The sequence below is a fragment of the Pseudomonas resinovorans NBRC 106553 genome (genome assembly GCF_000412695.1).
In the GTDB taxonomy this organism is placed as follows: Bacteria; Pseudomonadota; Gammaproteobacteria; order Pseudomonadales; family Pseudomonadaceae; genus Metapseudomonas; species Metapseudomonas resinovorans_A.
Window position 1 is genome coordinate 2,811,524 of record NC_021499.1, and the last position, 17,468, is coordinate 2,828,991.

Sequence of the window (17,468 nt, forward strand, 5' to 3'; positions counted from 1 at the left end):
CGCGATACCCCGTTTCCCTCCCGTTTTCCGTCCCCAACGCGCCCGAGTACCTGGTGAAGGTTCACACCTCTCGCCGGGCCTCGAGGCGTGTCTCTTCTGCGTCCCTCAGGTATCGCGATTGACGATAGGTCGCATCCCGACAAGCGATTAGTCAGAGACCACGAGCCACGTCAACCTTTGCCCGTCGCCCGGTCAATCCCGCCGAGCGATGCCACTCCGGCATTTCGACCGCACCGGTCCGGATTGCCTTGATCCGGCCGGTGGTGGCTCACAAGAAGTTCGCCAACAAGAACAATAAGAGGGTTCGTTCGATGGCTATACGCTATAGCGCCGCATCGCGGTGTGCGCCGTTCACCCTGACGCTCGCCGCGGTTTTGGTATGCGGTGCCCCCTCCATCCACGCCTTCGAGATCCAGACCGGCAATCCGGACCTGAGTCTGCGCTGGGACAACACGCTCAAGTACAGCTCCGCCTGGCGCCTGAAGGACCAGAGCAGCAAGCTCAGCGAAGGGCAGGTCGCCCTGAACCAGGACGACGGCGACCGCGCCTTCGACAAGGGGCTGATCTCCAACCGTCTCGACATCCTCTCCGAACTGGACATCGGCTACCGCGATTTCGGTGCCCGCGTCAGCGGCGCCGCCTGGTACGACACCGAATACCAGAAGGACAACGACAACGACGACCCGACCCGCGCCAACGCACGCTCGGTGGCCTACAACGAGTTCACCGACGATACCCGGCACCTGCATGGCGGCGACGGCGAGATTCTCGACGCCTTCGTCTACTGGAACGGCTCCCTGGCCGACAGGGCCACTTCGGTACGCCTGGGCCGCCACGGCCTGATCTGGGGCGAGAGCCTGTTCTTCGGCGCCAACGGCATCGCTGGCGGCATGGCCCCGGTGGATGTGGTCAAGGCCATCTCCGTGCCGAACACCCAGTTCAAGGAGATCACCCGTCCGGTCAACCAACTGTCCACCACCTACCAACTGACCGACGACGTCTCCCTCGGCGCCTTCTACCAGTTCGAGTGGGAGGAGACCCGCCTGCCCGCTGCCGGCAGCTACTTCTCGGTCAGCGATGTGCTGGGCGAAGGGGCCGAACGCCTGATCGTCGGCGCGCCTTTCCCGGACTTCCTGGGGGGCAACCCGAGTAGCCCGGCGGCCTTCTTCCATGGCAACGACAAGGAAGCCAAGAGCTCGGGGCAGGGTGGCCTGCAGCTGCGCTACAGCGCGGAAACCGTCGAATACGGCCTCTACGCCATCCAGTACCACGACAAGACGCCCAAGCTGTACCTCAAGCCCAGCGCCACCGGGCCGAACTTCGCCACCGGCGAGGTAGGCCAGTTCTACTGGGTCTACCCGGAGGACATCCGTGCACTGGGTGCGAGCTTCGCCACCACGGTGGAGGAGTTCAGCTTCGCCGGTGAAGCCTCCATGCGCTGGAACATGCCGCTGGTTTCCAACGGCCAGACCGTGCTGCCCGGCGTAGCCGCCGACAACGACAACAACCCGCTCTACGCGGTGGGCCGCACCGCCCACGTCAACCTGAACGTGCTCGCCTCGCTCGGCCCGTCGTTCATTTCCAACGAGGCCAGTCTGGTGGGCGAGATCGCCTGGAACCGCCTGCTCAACGTCACCAAGAACCAGGCGGCGCTGGACCCTGGCGCTACCGACGACGGCGTCGGCATCAAGCTGGTCTACAGCCCGACCTATCGCCAGGTGTTCCCCGGCGTCGACCTCAGCGTGCCGGTGGGCATCAGCTACTTCCCCATGGGCAAGTCGGCGGTGGTCAGCAGCTTCGGACCGGACAACGGCGGCGACTTCAACATCGGCGTCAGCGCCACCTATCTCGACCGGGTCACCCTGGGCCTGACCTACACGCACTTCTACGGCTCGGAAGACACCAACCTCGACTCCGTATCGCACTTCACCTTCAAGCAGTCGCTGAAGGACCGGGACTACCTGGCCTTCTCCGTGAAAACCACCTTCTGAGGGACTTGCGCATGACTATCCCGTTCACTCTCAAGACCTTCTGCCTGGCCCTGGTCGGCGCCGCCGCGCTGAGCCTGCAACCGGCCCTGGCGGCTTCCGTCGACGACCTCGGCAAGAGCCTGACCCCGCTGGGCGCCGAGCGCGCCGGCAACGCCGACGGCAGCATCCCGGCCTGGGATGGCGGCTACACCAAGGTGGACCCGTCGTTCAAGGAAGGCGGCAAGCGCGGCGATCCCTTCGCCGCCGACAAGCCGCTGTTCACCATCACCGCGAAGAACCTGGACCAGTACGCCGACAAGCTCAGCGATGGTGTCAAGGCCATGTTCAAGCGTTACCCCGAGACCTACCGCATCGACGTCTACCCGACCCGCCGCAGTGCCGCGGCGCCGCAATGGGTCTACGACAACACCCTGAAGAACGCGCAGAACGCGAAGCTGGTGGACAGCAGCGCCGGCCCGGTACCGGAAGGAGCCTTTGGCGGCATCCCGTTCCCGGTGCCGAAGAACGGCGCCGAGGCCATGTGGAACCACTTGCTGAACTGGCGCGGTACTTCGGTGGCGATGGATTTCCGCCACTACCTGATGACCGCCGACGGCGCACAGGTGCTGACCACCGACGGCAAGGCCGTGCAGGAGATGCCCTACTACTACCAGGACGGCAGCGCCGCCACTTTCGAGGGCGACTACTGGCTGTTCCGCCTGCTCAACGTCGGACCGCCGCTGCGCGCCGGCGAACAGATCATGGGGCGCACCAACCTCAACGGCGACAAGTCCCAGGCCCACGTCTACCTGACCGGCCAGCGCCGCGTGCGCAAGCTGCCTAACGCCTGCTGCGACACACCGACGCCGGCCACCGCCGGAGTGATGTCCTTCGACGAGCTGAGCGTGTTCCAGGGCCGCATGGACCGCTTCGACTGGAAGCTGGTGGGCAAGCAGGAGATGTACATCCCCTACAACACCAACAAGGCGCAGACCGCCGCCAAGCCCGAGGACCTGTTCGACAAGCACCACTTGAACCCCGACTACGTGCGCTGGGAACTGCACCGCGTGTGGGTGGTGGAAGCCGATCTCGCCCCTGGCAAGCGTCACCAGTTGCCCAAGGGCCGCTACTACCTCGACGAGGACACCTGGCAAGCGCTGCTCGGCGACCGCTGGGACGCCAATGGCCAACTGGCCAAGACCCTCTGGTCGCTGCCCGCCGTGATGCCCGACCTGCCCGCCGTGGCCCAGCTGTCCTCGGGCTTCTACGACCTGGTCTCCGGTGCCTGGTTCATCCAGAACCTCTACGCCGGCAAGGACCAGCAGTACGGCGTGGTCGATCGCTACAAGCCGGCGGAGTTCTCCCCGGCGGCGATGGCCGGACGCGGCGTGCGTTGATGAGGTGAGGGGAGGGCGCCAGTCTTCCCCTGGTTTGGCTGAAATTCGAGGTAGAACATGAACAGATTGCGTCAGGTGAGCGGCCTGCTGCTAGCCCTCGCCCTGCCGATCGCAGCGCCCTGTCTGGCGGATGCCAAGGCCGTCGGCGATGTCCTGGAAAGCCCCGCGATGCAGGTGCCGAATGCCGAACGCGCGGTCTTCACCGACCTCGCCCGCGCCGGCGATCGCCTGGTGGCGGTGGGCGAGCGTGGCCTGATCCTGCTGTCCGACGACAACGGCCAGCAATGGCGCCAGTCCCGGGTGCCGGTGTCGGTGGGGCTGACCGCCGTGCAGTTCGTCGACGCCAGCCATGGCTGGGCGGTCGGCCATGCCGGCGTGGTCCTGGCGACCACCGACGGCGGCGAAAACTGGGCCTTGCAGCTCGACGGCCACCGCGCCGCGCAGCTGGAACTGGATGCCGCACGCCGCGAACTGCCGGTTGCGGCGGACGCCGAAGCCGCCGAGGTGCGGGTGCAGACCGCCGAGCGTCTGGTACAGGAAGGACCGGACAAACCCTTCCTGGCCCTGGCCTTCAGCGATGCCCGCCACGGCCTGGTGGTGGGCGCCTACGGCCTGGCCTTCGCTACCTACGATGGCGGCGTCACCTGGCAATCCGTGGTGGGGCGCATCGATAACCCGATGGGACTGCACCTCTACGCCGTGGCCCGTCAGGGTGCGGCCTGGTTCCTTGCCGGCGAGCAGGGCTACCTGGCGCGCTCGCCGGATGGTCAGCAGTTCCAGCAGCTGGAAAGCCCCTACGCCGGCACCCTGTTCACCCTCGCCAGCCGCGCCGATGGCGCGCTGCTGATCGCTGGCCTCAAGGGCCATGCCTTCCTCCTCGCCGAGGGCGCCGACAGCGCAGAAGCCTTGCCGATGATGGCACCAGTGTCCTTCAGCGACGCCATCCGCCTGGATGACGGTCGCGTGCTCCTGGCCAACCAGTCCGGCGGCCTGTTCGCCAGCACCTCAGGCCACTTCGCCCCGGCGGCCAGGCCCCTGGGCAAGCCGGTTTCGGGCGTCGTCCAGGCCGCCGACGGCAGCCTGGTCCTTGCTGGTTTCACCGGCCTGTCGCGCCTGCCGCAGTCCGCCGTTTCCGCTTCGGAGTGAGTTCATGAATTCCGCTCGCCAAGCCATTCCGTCCAGCCAGGACGCGTTCGACCCCCGCTCCGGTTCGCTGGTGGAACGGGCCCTGTTCAACCACCGTCACTGGGTGCTGCTGCTGTGCCTGCTGACCACCGTGCTGCTCGGCTGGCAGTCGACCCGCCTGGAGCTGAACGCCAGCTTCGAGAAGATGATCCCCACCGGGCATCCCTATATCGCCAACTACCTGGCCAACCAGAAGGAACTGTCGGGCCTGGGCAACGCCCTGCGCATCGCCGTCGCCCATCGCAACGGCGACATCTACGATGCCGACTACCTGCGCACCCTGCAGGCCCTGAGCGACCAGATCTACCTGCTGCCGGGCGTCGACCGTGCCTATATGAAGTCGCTGTGGACGCCGGCCACCCGCTGGGTGTCGGTGACCGAAGAGGGCCTCGATGGCGGCCCGGTGATCCCCGACGAGTACGACGGTAGCCCGGCGTCCCTGGGTGACCTGCGGCGCAACGTGCAACTGTCCAACGAGATCGGCCAGCTGGTGGCCTTCGACCAGCGCTCCAGCATCATCTACGTGCCGCTGCTATCGCGGACCCCGGACGGCAAGCCGCTGGACTACAAGGCCCTGTCCGACCAGCTGGAGGCCCTGCGGGCGAAGTTCCAGAGCGACAGCGTCGACATCCACATCACCGGCTTCGCCAAGAAGGTGGGCGACCTGATCGAGGGCCTGGAGCAGATCTTGCTGTTCTTCGCCGTCGCCATCCTCATCACCACCGTGGTGCTCTACGGCTACACCCGTTGCGTGCGCAGCACCCTGCTGGTGGTGCTCTGCTCGCTGGTGGCGGTGGTCTGGCAGCTCGGCCTGCTGCCGCTCTTGGGCTACCAGCTGGACCCCTATTCGGTGCTGGTGCCGTTCCTGGTGTTCGCCATCGGCATGAGCCACGGCGCGCAGAAGATGAACGGCATCATGCAGGACATCGGCCGAGGCATGCACCGCGTGGTGGCGGCGCGCTTCACCTTCCGCCGTCTGTTCCTCGCCGGCCTCACCGCGCTCCTGTGCGACGCGGTCGGTTTCGCCGTGCTGATGATCATCCAGATCCAGGTGATCCAGGACCTGGCGATCATCGCCAGCATCGGCGTGGCGGTACTGATCTTCACCAACCTGATCCTGCTGCCGGTGCTGCTTTCCTATGTCGGCGTCAGCCCCCGTGCCGCCGAGCTCAGCCTGAAGAGCGAGCGGGCGGAGCAGGGCGGCCAGGCCCGGCACCTGTTCTGGCGCTTCCTCGACCTGTTCACCCGCAAACCCTGGGCCGCCATCTGTGTGGGCGTCAGCCTGGTGATGGCGGTGCTCGGCTTCATGGTCAGCCTGCACCTGGCCATCGGCGACCTCGATGCCGGCGCCCCCGAGCTGCGTGCCGATTCGCGCTACAACCAGGACGACGCCTTCATGACCCGCAGCTACGGGGCCAGCAGCGACCTCTTTGCGATCATGGTGCGTACGCCGGACAGCGCCTGCGCGCGCTACGACATCCTGCACAAGGTGGACGAACTGGACTGGCAACTGCGCAGCCTGCCCGGCGTGGATTCCACCAACTCCCTGGCGCTGCTCAACCGCCGCATGCTGGTGGGCCTCTCCGAAGGCAGCCCGAAGTGGTATGAGCTGCAGAACAACCAGGCGATGCTCAACATGATCACCGCCAGTGCGCCGCGCGGCCTCTACAACGAGTCGTGCAGCCTGCTGACACTCTACGTCTACCTGACCGACCACAAGGCAGAGACCCTGACCCGCCTGGTGGAGCATGTCGAAGCCTTCGCCGCCGTCAACGACACGGACGAAGTGAAGTTCCAGCTGGCCGCCGGCAATGCCGGGATCGAGGCCGCCACCAACATCGTGGTCAAGGAAGCCAACCGCGAGATGCTGTTCTGGGTCTACGGCGCGGTGATCCTGCTCTGCCTGATCACCTTCCGCTCCTGGCGCGCGACCCTCTGCGCGGTGATCCCGCTGATGCTCACCTCGATCCTCTGCGAGGCGCTGATGGTCTGGCTGGGGATCGGCGTCAAGGTCGCCACCCTGCCGGTGATCGCCCTGGGTGTGGGCATTGGCGTGGACTATGCGCTCTACGTGATGAGCATCCTGCTCGGCCATCTGCGCCAGGGTGCCAGCCTCTCCGAAGCCTATTACCGGGCGCTGCTCTCCACCGGCAAGGTGGTGATGCTCACCGGCGTGACCCTGGCCATTGGCGTCGGCACCTGGATCTTCTCGCCTATCAAGTTCCAGGCGGACATGGGTGTACTACTGGCCTTCATGTTCGTCTGGAACATGGTCGGCGCCCTGGTGCTGCTGCCGGCGCTCGCCTACTTCCTGCTGCCGGCCACTCGCCGCCGCGACGCGGCCGCCGAAGACGCCGCCGCGCCGGCGCCCTGGCGCGAGGCACGGACCGACCGGCCGCTGCTGCTGGACAGCGTCAATTCCTGAACTCCCACAACAAGAACAAGAGCAGATCGCGATGACACGACTGATCACCACCTTGCGAAGCATCTGGAAGAGCCTGCCCGAGGCCGTCGGGCACTACGCCGAAGGCGCCTACGGGTTCATGTCGGAGGTGCGCCGTGAGCGCCGCTGAACGCCAGGCGGGCCTGCCGCAATCCCTGTTGCTGCTCTTTGGCAGCTGCCTGCCGGTGCTGGGCGCGGTGCTGCTGGCGCCGGTGTTGCCGCGCATGCAGGCGCACTTCGCCGAGACGCCGGGCGCCGAAGTGCTGGTGCCCATCAGCCTGACCATCCCGGCCCTGGTGATCGCGCTGCTGGCACCCTTCGCCGGGGTCATCGCCGACCGCCTGGGGCGCAAGCCGCTGCTGCTGGTCTCGATGGTGCTCTACAGCCTGTTCGGCCTGCTGCCGCTGTGGCTGGAGTCGCTGCCGGGGATCGTCATCAGCCGTGCCGGCCTGGGCCTGGCGGAGGCCGGCATCATGACCTGCTGCACCACCTTGATGGGCGACTACTACCAGGGTGAGCGCCGCGAACGCCTGTTCGCCCTGCAGATGGTCGCCACCTCGCTCTCGGCGGCGGTGTTCATCGCCCTGGGCGGGGCCCTCGGGCAGAACGACTGGCGCACGCCCTTCATGCTCTACGGCGCCGGCCTGCTTGTCCTGCCGCTGATGGCGACCCTGCTCTGGGAACCCAAGGCCGGCGAGGCCCGGCCTGCGTCCAGCGAGTCCGGGGGTTTCCCCTGGGGCGCGCTGCTGCCGCTGTACGGGCTCACCCTGCTGGCCGGCGTCAGCCTGTTCATCGTGCCGGTGCAGGCGGGCTTCCTGCTGACCCTGCTGCATGTGGATTCGCCCCAGCAGATCGGCATGACCATGGGCGCCAACCAGCTCGGTGTGCTGGCCGGCGCCCTGAGCTTCCGCCTGCTCGGCGGCCTGCCTCGGCAGCACTTGCTGTTGCTGGCCTTCGCCATCGCCGGTGGCGGCGGGTTGCTGATGGCCAATGCCGGCAACCACGCGCTGGTGATAGTCGCGGTGCTGGTCAATGGCCTGGGCATCGGCCTGATGCTGCCGACGCTGATCACCTGGGTGATGAGCCGGGTCAGCTTCGCCCAGCGCGGCCGCGCCACCGGTGGCTTCACGGCAGCCTTGTTCGCCGGCGAGTTCATCAGCCCCCTGGTGGTGTTCGGCCTGAACGCCGGTGTGGTGGCCGAACTGCCGGCGGCGCTGGCCCTGGTGGGCATCGCCCAGCTGCTGCTGGCGCTCGCCTGCCTGGCGCTGCCGAAGCTGTTCCGTTCGCTCGGCGCCGCCGTTTCCACCACACCTGATCACGCCTAGAGGTAGCCATGGCCCACCCCCTGGAAAGCGCCGCGCTCGACCAACTGTTCCTGCGCGCACGCTCGCATAATCTCTGGCTGGACCGCGAGGTGCCAGACACGCTGCTGCAGCAGCTTTACCACGCCCTGCGCCAGGGCCCGACCAGCAACAACTGCTGCCCGGCGCGTTTCGTCTTCGTGCGCAGCCCGGAGGCCAAGCAGAAACTCCTGCCGGCCCTCAAGGGGCATAACGGCGACAAGATGCTGCAAGCGCCGGTGACCGTCATCGTCGCCTGGGACAGCCGCTTCTTCGAGCTGCTGCCCGAGCTGTTCCCGATCTATGACGCCGGCGCGGCCTACCGTGACGATCCGCAGGCGGCGTTCACCGCCGCGTTGCGTAACAGCAGCCTGCAGGGCGCCTATCTGATCATGGCGGCGCGCGCCCTGGGGCTGGACTGCGGCCCCATGTCGGGCTTCGACAATGCCCGGGTGGACGCGGCCTTCTTCCCGGACGGCCGCTTGCGCAGCAACTTCCTCTGCTGCCTGGGCTATGGCGATGACACCGGCCTGCGCCCGGCCGGTCCGCGCCTGTCCTTCGAGCAGGGGTGCCGCATCCTATGAGCAGCCCGCTGTTTTCCCTCGAAGGCCGGGTCGCGCTTATCACCGGCGCAACCCGTGGCATCGGCCTGGCCATCGCCCGCGAGTACGGTCGCGCCGGTGCGCGCCTGGCGATCAGCAGCGAGAACGCCGACGACTGCCAGCGCGTGGCGGCCGAACTGCGCGGTGAAGGCTTCGACGTCAGCGGCATCCCGGCGGACCTCGCCCAGCCGGAGGAGGTCCGCGCCCTGGCGCGCCAGGTGCTCGACCGGCACGGGCGGATCGATGCGCTGGTGTGCAACGCCGGCGTGGCGCCGCACTTCGGCCCCTTGCTCAGCGCCGATGACGCGGCGTGGCGGTTGACCATGGGGATCAACCTGGAAAGCGCGGTGTGGCTGAGCAACGAGCTGTTGCCGGTGATGGCGGAGCAGGGCGGTGGCAGCCTGGTGCTGATGGCCAGTATCGCCGGCCTGCGCGGCAACAAGGCCCTGGGGCTCTACGGCCTGTCGAAGGCGGCCCTGGCCCAGCTGGCGCGCAACCTGGCGGTGGAGTGGGGCCCGGCCAACATTCGCGTCAACGCCATCAGCCCCGGTGTGATCCAGACCGAGTTCGCCCGCCCCCTGACCGACAACCCCGAGGTGATGCAGCGGCGCCTGGCGCTGACCCCCCTGCGCAGGGTCGGCCGGCCGGAGGAGGTGGCGGCCCTGGCGCTGCTGCTGGCCGCCCCGGGCGGCGCCTTCATCAATGGACAGAACATCATCGTCGACGGTGGCACCACCATCGGCGACGGCAATTGAAAGGAGTTTCCATGCACACACTTCCCCCCTTCCAGCGCGTGGTCACCGGCCACGACGCCAGCGGCCTGGCCGTGGTGGCCATGGCCGGCCCGACGCCGAACAACTTCCCGCTCAAAGCGGTGCCCGGCACCCTGTTCTACGAGGTGTGGAACAGCGCCGCCAGCCCGGCGACCCTGGACAACGGCGACGATCCCACCGCCAAGCCGCTGCAACTGTCCCCCGGCCCCCTGGGCAGCGTGATCCGGGTGGTCGACATCCCGCCGGACAGCGTGCAGAACCAGGTCAGCGCCGAAGACGCGGCGGCGGTCTTCGCCGAGATCGGCGAAGCCCATGCCGGCACTGGCAAGGCCGATTCGAAGCACAAGCTGATGCACCGCACCGAAACGCTCGACTACGGCATCGTCACCGAGGGCGAGGTCTGGCTGGTGCTGGATGGCGAGGAGGTCCACCTCAAGCGTGGCGACATCGTGGTGCAGCGTGGCACCAACCACGCCTGGAGCAACCGCACCGAGGCCATGGCGCGGATGGTCTTCATCCTCCTCGATGGCCGTTACGCCGCCGAACTCCAGGAGGTGCTGGGATGAAGCTGGCGACCCTCGATGACGGCAGCCGCGATGGCCGCCTGCTGCTGGTTTCCCGTGACCTGGCCCAGGCGGTGGACGCCGCCGATATTGCGCCCACCCTGCAAGCGGCGGTGGACCACTGGTGGAGTGTGGAGGCCGACCTGCGCAGCCGCTACGACGCGCTCAACCGGGGGAGTCTCGCCGGGGCCTTCGACTTCGACCCGGACCGGGTCATGGCACCCCTGCCGCGTGCCTGGCAATGGCTCGACGGTTCCTGCTTCCTCAGCCATGGCGAACTGATGCAGCGCGCGTTCAATCTCGACCCCATCGACGGCGTCGAGACCACGCCGCTGATGTACCAGGGGGCCGGCGACGACTTCCTCGGCGCGCGCCAGGACATTCCGCTGCCCAGCGAAGCCCACGGCATCGACTTCGAGGGCGAGTTCGCCGTGCTGGTGGACGAGGTGCCCATGGGCTGCACCGCCGAACAGGCGCTCGGGCACATCCGCCTGGTGCTGCAGGTCAACGACGTCAGCCTGCGCGCCCTGGCGCCCAGGGAAATGAAGACCGGCTTCGGCTTCGTCCAGGCCAAGTCGTCCTCCAGCTTCGCCCCGGTGGCGGTCACCCCGGACGAACTGGGCGACGCCTGGCGCGACGGCCGCGTGCACCTGCCGCTGAAGGTGGAGTGGAACGGCCAGTGGTTCGGCCATCCCCACGGCGGCGCCATGCATTTCGGCTTCCACCAGCTGATCGCCCATGCAGCGCTTACCCGGCGTCTCACTGCCGGGACCATCCTGGGTTCGGGCACCGTTTCCAACGCCGACCGCAGTGTCGGTTCTGCCTGCATCGCCGAGCGTCGCGCCATCGAGATGATCGCCCAGGGCGCGCCGGCCACCGGCTTCATGCGCTTCGGCGACCGGGTTCGCATGGAAGCGCGCCATAGCGACGGTTCGGTGCTGTTCGGCGCCATCGACCAGCGGGTGGTCCAGGCAGGTGCGCCATGCGCGTGATGATCACCGGCGCCGCCGGTTTTCTCGGACGACAACTGGTCCAGCGCCTACTGGAGTCGGGCCGTCTTCAGGGTCGCGAAATCGAGGCGCTGGTGTTGCTGGACCAGCGCCTGACAGGCTTCGCGGTGGACCGTCGCCTGCGCCTGCTGGAGGGCAGCATCACCGATCCGAGCCTGTTGCGCAGGGCCCTGGCCGATGGCATGGACGTGGTCTTCCACCTGGTCAGCGTCCCAGGCGGCGCGGCGGAGCAGCAGTACGCCCTCGGCCACCAGGTGAACCTGCTGGCGAGCCTGGAGTTGCTGGAGCAGCTGCGCCGTGCGGCTGCCCCGGCGGTAATGGTGTACGCCAGCAGCGTGGCGGTGTACGGCGTCGACCTGCCCAAACGCATGGACGAAGGCCTGATGCCGCAGCCGGCGCTGTCCTATGGCGCCCACAAACTGATGGTGGAGACCCAGATCAGCGACCTGTCCCGGCGCGGAGAGGTGGACGGCCGCGTCCTGCGACTGCCCGGAATCGTCGCCCGCCCACGGGTACCCAATGGCTTGCGCTCGGCCTTCATGAGCGACCTGATGCATGCCCTGGCTGCTGGTGAAGCCTACGAGTGCCCGGTGTCGGCGGACGCCACCGCCTGGTGGATGTCGGCAAGCTGCTGCGTCGACAACCTGCTGCACGCCGCCGAACTCGACAACCCCGGGGCGCAGCCCATCTGGCAGCTGCCGGTACTGCAGCTGTCCATCGCCCAAGTGGTGGAAGCCCTGGCCGATGCCTTTGGCGACGACCGTCGCGCACTGGTGAGTTACCTGCCGGACGCCGGCCTGGAGGCCCTGTTCGGCCGCTATCCACCCCTGCGCACGCCCCAGGCCCGCGCCCTTGGCTTCCGCCACGACGGTTCGGCCCAGGCCCTGGTGCGTAACGCCTTGAACCTCGCCTCCCGGCGCTCCCACGCCGTCGAACACTCCGCTTGAGGACTGCCACCATGACCCCTGCCCGCAAACGCCGCCTCGTCGACCTCTCGGTGACCCTGGACAACAACCCCTACACCGACCCGCCGCCGCTGCTGCCGAAGATCGACTACATGGATCACCAGCAGGGCTGGCCGGAAATGGCCGCCATGTTCCCCGGCCTGTCCCTCGACCAGATGCCGGGCAATGAATCCTGGGCCGCCGAGCGCCTGGCGATCACCACCCACAGCGGCACCCACATGGATGCGCCCTGGCACTACGCGTCCACGACCGATGGCGGCAAGCCGGCCTTCGGCATCGACGAATTGCCCCTGGAGTGGTGCCTGCAGCCGGGGGTGAAGCTGGACTTCCGCCACCTGCCCGATGGCCATGTGGTCACCGCCGCCGAGGTGGAAGCGGAGCTGGCGCGCATCGGCCATGAGCTGCAGCCGCTGGACATCGTGCTGGTGAACACCCGCGCCGGCAGCCTGTTCGGCCAGCCGGGGTACCTGGACGCGGGCGTCGGCATGGGCCGCGAAGCCACCCTCTACCTGCTGGAACGCGGGGTACGGGTGGTGGGCACCGACGCCTGGAGCTGGGACGCGCCGTTCAAGTACACCCGCGAGCGCTTCGCCGAATCGGGCGATGCCTCGATCATCTGGGAAGGCCACAAGGCCGGGCGCGACATCGGCTACGGCCAGATGGAGAAGCTGGCCAACCTCGAGGGCCTGCCGGCCAACGGTTTCCTGGTGTCCTGCTTCCCCTACAAGATCAAGCACGCGTCGGCCGGCTTCATCCGCGCCGTGGCCATCTTCGAAGAATAAGAACAGGAGCATTCCCGTGCGATTCCCCTTCCTGCTGGCGGCCCTGGCGTGCATCGCCCCGGCCTTCGCCGGCGCTGCCGAGCGTCCCAACATCCTGCTGATCCTGGCCGACGACCTGGGTTACTCCGACCTCGGCGCCTTCGGCGGCGAGATCGCCACGCCGAGCCTTGACCGCCTGGCCGAGAGCGGTCTGCAACTGACCAGGATGTACGCCGCGCCCACCTGCTCGCCGACGCGGGCCATGCTGATGTCCGGCACCGACCACCATCTGGCCGGGCTGGGCACCATGGCCGAAGGCCTGCAACCCTTCCAGCGCGGCAAGCCGGGCTACGAGGGCTACCTCAACCAGCAGGCCCACTCCATTGCCGAGCTGCTGCAGGGCGGCGGCTACCGCACCAGCATGGTGGGCAAGTGGCACCTGGGCCTGGCCCCCGAGCAGGGGCCGGACCGCCGTGGCTTTGAGCAGTCCTTCACGCTGCTGCAGGGTGGCGGGGTGCACTTCAAGCCGACGCCGGGCTCGACCGCGAAGATCGAGCAGATCACCTATCGGGAGAATGGCCAGCCGGTGGAGCTGCCGGACGACTTCTATTCCACCGACTTCTACACCGACAAGCTGATCAGCTACCTGAAGGCCGGGGAGGGCAGCGGCAAGCCGTTCTTCGCCTATGCCGCCTTCACCTCGCCGCACTGGCCATTGCAGGCGCCCGAGGCCTACCTGGACAAGTACCGGGGGCACTACGACGGCGGCTACGACGCGGTGCGCCTGGCGCGCATCGAACGGATGAAGGCCAAGGGCATTTTGCCGGTCGACTTCCAGAGCGCCGCGCCTTTGCCGGCATCAAAGCAGCTGCCCGGCTGGGACCAACTGGACCCGCAGCGCAAGCGCATCGAGGCGCGCAAGATGGAGATCTACGCTGCCATGGTCGACAACCTCGACCACAACATCGGCCGCCTGCTGGATTACCTGCGCCAGAGCGGCCAGCTGGACAACACCCTGATCGTCTTCATGTCCGACAACGGTGCCGCCGGCGAGCGCCACGAACAGTTCTACCCGGCCGGGCCGGACACCGACAACCGCCTGGAGAACCTCGGCCGGCGCGGTTCGCAGATCGACTACGGGCTGCGCTGGGCCGAGGTGAGCGCGGCGCCCCTGCGGCTGTTCAAGGGCAGTACCGCTGAAGGTGGGATCAGCGTGCCGGCCATCGTCCAATTGCCGGCCAGCCTGCGTCGCCAGGGCCTGGAGCGCGGTGTGGCGCGGGTGGACGACCTGGCGCCGACCTTCCTCGCCCTGGCGGGCCTGCCGGACCCGGGTAACCAGTACCAGGGCCAGCCCAAGCACCCCATCACCGGCCACTCCATGTTGCCGATGCTGGAAGGCCAGGGCCGCGCCGAGCCGGTGATGGCCGGCGAACTGTTCGGCAGCCGCTACTACCGCGAAGGCAACCTCAAGCTCCTTGGCCTGGTGCCCTGGAGCATGCCGGGGCAACCCCTGCCGCCGCTGCGCTGGCAGCTGTTCGACCTGTCGCGGGATCGGGGCGAGCAGCAGGACCTTTCCGCCAGCCAGCCGGAAACCCTGGAGCGCTTGAAGCAGGCCTGGCAGGACTACGCCCGCCGGGTCGGCGTGGTCGCGCCGCCGGGCGCCGGGACGAATTAACGCCCTGGGGCTACCAACGAGACGGTGGGTTTCGTTGCTCGCGGAACCATCCTGCGAAAGAGCGACTCCCTCTCTCGTAGGGGGCGCCGTGCGCACCGGCAAGCCCCGTCGAGGCGGCAGGTCGCTATGCGCGGCGCAGCGGCAGGTTCTCCAGGCGCAGGGCGATCACTAGCGGAAGCAGGGCGAGCAACGCGTTGAGCATCAGCAACTGGCGGAAGGCTTCGCTGGCGAGCGCGCCACCGGCGAGTTCGAGCGCCGTGTCCGGAGCGCCGGGCGACAGCAGCCAGTAGAGGCTGGACAGGGCCGCCACCCCCAGTGCACCGCCGAGGCCGCGCGACAGGCCGCAGAGTCCGGTGGCGACGCCCAGGTGCTCGGCCGGCACGGCGTTCTGCACGGCCACCAGGGACGTGGGGAACTGCAGGCCGAGGGCGGCGCCGCAGAACAGCAGAACCAGCAGATGACCCGTCGCCGAGAGCGGCAGCCAGGCCCAGGCCAGCAAGGCCAGCGGCAGCAGGCTGCTGCCGGTCACCAGCAGGCTCTTGTAGCGGCCCCAGTGGGCGCTCAGCCGCCCGCCGATGTAGGCCCCCAGGGGCGCGCCGAAGGCGATGGCGGTGAGTTGCGCCGTGCTGCCGGAGAGCCCTTCGCCGCTGGCGTGGAGGGGGATCAGTACCGCCAGGCCGATCGCCTGGAAGCTTGCGAAGAACAGCAGCAGCCAACCGCCCCGTGCCGTGGCGATGCGCAGCAGTGGCAATGGGATCAGCGGATCGCTGGCGCGTTTCTGGCTGGCTACGAACAGCGGCAGGGCCATGGCGAACAATCCCAGCGCCGCGAGGTTGCCGGCGTCCAGAGGATCCACCGCATGGCCGAGCCGGCCCACCAGCCAGAGCAGGCTGGCCAGGCCCAGGGTCAGCAGCGCGGCGCCCGGGTAGTCGATGGGTGAATCGCGGCGTTGCTGCACCAGCGACCTGAGCGCGGGACGGGCCAGCAGGAAGCACAGCACGCCCAGGGGCAGGTTCAGCCAGAACACCCAGTGCCAGGACAGCCTGGTGCTGAGCAAGGTGCCGAGCAGCGGACCGGCGAGGCTGGCCAGGGCGAACATGCTGCTGAACCAGCCCTGGTAGCGACCGCGTTCGGCGGGTTCCACCAGGTCGCCCACCAGGGCCTGGGTGGTGGCCATCAGGCCGCCGGCGCCGATGCCCTGCAGCAGCCTGGCGCCCACCAGCTCACCCATGTCCCGGGCCAGGGCGCAGAGCACCGAGGCCAGCACGAACAGGAACAGCGCGACGGCCAGCATCCGCCGTCGGCCCAACTGGTCACCCAGCTTGCCGAACAGCGGGGTGGCGACGGTCATGGCCAGCAGATAGCCGGAAACCACCCAGGCCAGCAGCTCGGCGCCCGACAGCTGGCGGGCGATGGCGGGCAGGGCGGCGGCAACGATGGTCTGGTCGAGGGCGGCCATGAACAGGCCCAGCATCAGGCCGGGCAGCAGGCTGCGCAGTTGCGCATGGCCGGCGGGGAGTTGGCGGGGTGGCGCGTTCATCGAAATCCTTGGTGGGGAGGTCGGAGGGGCAGGAAGGATAGGGCCACAGGTTAGTGGATCGACCGGTGCGCTTTACAGCCTGTCGCCGCGTGGCACATCGGTCCGAGGGAATGGAAAGGCCAGGCCCGTGCCTTGTGGGCGGGGCTGGTTGCGCTGGCCTGGCGGATGATCTCCGCAAAGCCCTTACGCGGTAAAAAAAGACTCCCGGGCCAGCCGGCTACCGGGAGTTGAGGCGGCAGGCTTCCCGAGCGCTGGCGCACGTTGCTGTGGGAAAGCCCGCCGATGACGTCGGAGCGCGTCAATGCTTGGGAGGCGGGCCGCCTGGCGCCCATTTCTCCTGGTAGTGGAAGAGGAAGTACTGGGAGTTGTCGGCACCGGCGGGCGCCACGCGAGCGGTCCAGGTGTCGTCATGCAGGTCCATGTCGGCGTCGTACTCCACGTGGCAGCCCATGGGACTGTTGAAGTACCAGAACCAGTTGGAACCCAACTGGTGGCGGCCGGGTCCCCAGAACGACTCGTAGCCTTTCTCGACGAAACGGGTGCCGGCCAGCATCACTTCGGTGGGGCCGCCCATATGGAAGGTGAAGTGTTCGATGCCCTTCATGAAAGGCGGTGTCTGGATCATGAACAGGGTGTGGTGGTCCAGGGTTCCGGCGGGGCGCAGGAAGGGGCCGACTTCGATGAAACGGTCGGTGCAGACGAAGCCGATGCGCGTGTAGAAGGCCTCGGCCTTGGCGTGGTCGGGCACGAAGTAGACGACGTGGGACAGGCTGCGGGGCAGGGCGGGCATCTCGTCGCTGGCGCCCAGGGCGTTGACGTCCCGGGTGACGCTGGCGCCGGGCGCGTTGGAGAGCTCGCCCGGCAGGTCGAGGGCGCGGCGGCAGGTGATCTGGAAGCCCAGGGCGAAGCCCATGTCGTCCACCACCCGCAGCACGCCATCCTCGCCGCGAATCACCTCGCGGTCCTTCGACAGCTCGGCCTCGATGGCTTGCAGGCTGGCCTCGTCGGCGACGCCATACACGGTTTCACGCAGGGTGCTGGCGGTTTCCATGGCCTTGGGCAGGCGTGGGTCGTCGCGGTGGCGGATGACGATGCCGGTGCCGTCCAGGGCTTCCAGGTAGCCGCCGGTATCGTCCAGCCCCTGGGGCTTGAGGCCATAGTCGGTGAGGTATTGCACGCAGGCGTTGACATTGTCGACGCCGAATACCAGGTAGTCGGGTCCGATGATCTTCATGTTCGGTTCT

Annotated in this window: 14 protein-coding genes; 12 read left to right on the forward strand and 2 right to left on the reverse strand. The window is 68.0% G+C overall.

The features are described 5' to 3' along the window. The first annotated feature begins 311 nt into the window (after positions 1-311). The 12 genes from PCA10_RS12690 (at position 312) to PCA10_RS12745 (ending at position 14,684) form a co-directional block, all read left to right on the forward strand. Entirely contained in the window at positions 312-1,991 is a 1,680-nt protein-coding gene (locus PCA10_RS12690; protein WP_016492489.1) for a DUF1302 domain-containing protein, read from the forward strand. 11 nt (positions 1,992-2,002) lie between these two features. Beyond that, positions 2,003-3,367 (forward strand): DUF1329 domain-containing protein, encoded by a 1,365-nt coding sequence (locus PCA10_RS12695; RefSeq protein ID WP_016492490.1) that lies wholly within the window; start codon positions 2,003-2,005, stop codon positions 3,365-3,367. 57 nt (positions 3,368-3,424) lie between these two features. Then, entirely contained in the window at positions 3,425-4,513 is a 1,089-nt protein-coding gene (locus tag PCA10_RS12700; RefSeq protein WP_016492491.1) for a WD40/YVTN/BNR-like repeat-containing protein, read from the forward strand. A gap of 4 nt (positions 4,514-4,517) precedes the next feature. Beyond that, entirely contained in the window at positions 4,518-6,977 is a 2,460-nt protein-coding gene (locus PCA10_RS12705) for an efflux RND transporter permease subunit (protein WP_016492492.1), read from the forward strand. A 134-nt stretch (positions 6,978-7,111) separates the two neighbouring features. Further along, positions 7,112-8,320, forward strand: a complete 1,209-nt coding sequence (locus PCA10_RS12710; RefSeq protein ID WP_016492493.1) for an MFS transporter — start codon at positions 7,112-7,114, stop codon at positions 8,318-8,320. Between the two features lie 8 nt (positions 8,321-8,328). Continuing rightward, the gene (locus PCA10_RS12715) at positions 8,329-8,919 is read left to right on the forward strand and encodes a malonic semialdehyde reductase (RefSeq protein WP_016492494.1); all 591 of its coding nucleotides are present in this window, start codon (positions 8,329-8,331) and stop codon (positions 8,917-8,919) included. After that, positions 8,916-9,692 carry an SDR family NAD(P)-dependent oxidoreductase gene (locus tag PCA10_RS12720; protein WP_016492495.1) on the forward strand — a complete coding sequence of 259 codons (777 nt, stop codon included), beginning with the start codon at positions 8,916-8,918 and terminating at the stop codon, positions 9,690-9,692. The genes PCA10_RS12715 and PCA10_RS12720 overlap by 4 nt, the downstream gene beginning before the upstream one ends. Before the next feature lie 11 nt (positions 9,693-9,703). Beyond that, positions 9,704-10,276, forward strand: a complete 573-nt coding sequence (locus tag PCA10_RS12725) for a cupin domain-containing protein (protein ID WP_016492496.1) — start codon at positions 9,704-9,706, stop codon at positions 10,274-10,276. Next, entirely contained in the window at positions 10,273-11,265 is a 993-nt protein-coding gene (locus PCA10_RS12730; RefSeq protein WP_016492497.1) for a fumarylacetoacetate hydrolase family protein, read from the forward strand. The genes PCA10_RS12725 and PCA10_RS12730 overlap by 4 nt, the downstream gene beginning before the upstream one ends. Then, entirely contained in the window at positions 11,256-12,230 is a 975-nt protein-coding gene (locus PCA10_RS12735) for an NAD-dependent epimerase/dehydratase family protein (protein WP_016492498.1), read from the forward strand. Before PCA10_RS12730 ends, PCA10_RS12735 begins: the two co-directional genes overlap by 10 nt. 11 nt (positions 12,231-12,241) lie before the next feature. Continuing rightward, positions 12,242-13,030 (forward strand): cyclase family protein, encoded by a 789-nt coding sequence (locus PCA10_RS12740; RefSeq protein ID WP_016492499.1) that lies wholly within the window; start codon positions 12,242-12,244, stop codon positions 13,028-13,030. Positions 13,031-13,046: 16 nt separating this feature from the next. Next, on the forward strand, positions 13,047-14,684 hold the full coding sequence (locus tag PCA10_RS12745) for an arylsulfatase (RefSeq protein ID WP_016492500.1): 1,638 nt from the start codon (positions 13,047-13,049) through the stop codon (positions 14,682-14,684). A 124-nt stretch (positions 14,685-14,808) separates the two neighbouring features. On the opposite strand, the gene PCA10_RS12750 is transcribed toward PCA10_RS12745, so the two are convergent. Both PCA10_RS12750 and PCA10_RS12755 read right to left on the reverse strand, forming a co-directional pair. Further along, the gene (locus PCA10_RS12750) at positions 14,809-16,224 is read right to left on the reverse strand and encodes an MDR family MFS transporter (protein ID WP_016492501.1); all 1,416 of its coding nucleotides are present in this window, start codon (positions 16,222-16,224) and stop codon (positions 14,809-14,811) included. A gap of 298 nt (positions 16,225-16,522) precedes the next feature. Further along, positions 16,523-17,458 carry a VOC family protein gene (locus PCA10_RS12755; protein WP_016492502.1) on the reverse strand — a complete coding sequence of 312 codons (936 nt, stop codon included), beginning with the start codon at positions 17,456-17,458 and terminating at the stop codon, positions 16,523-16,525. Positions 17,459-17,468: the final 10 nt, after the last annotated feature.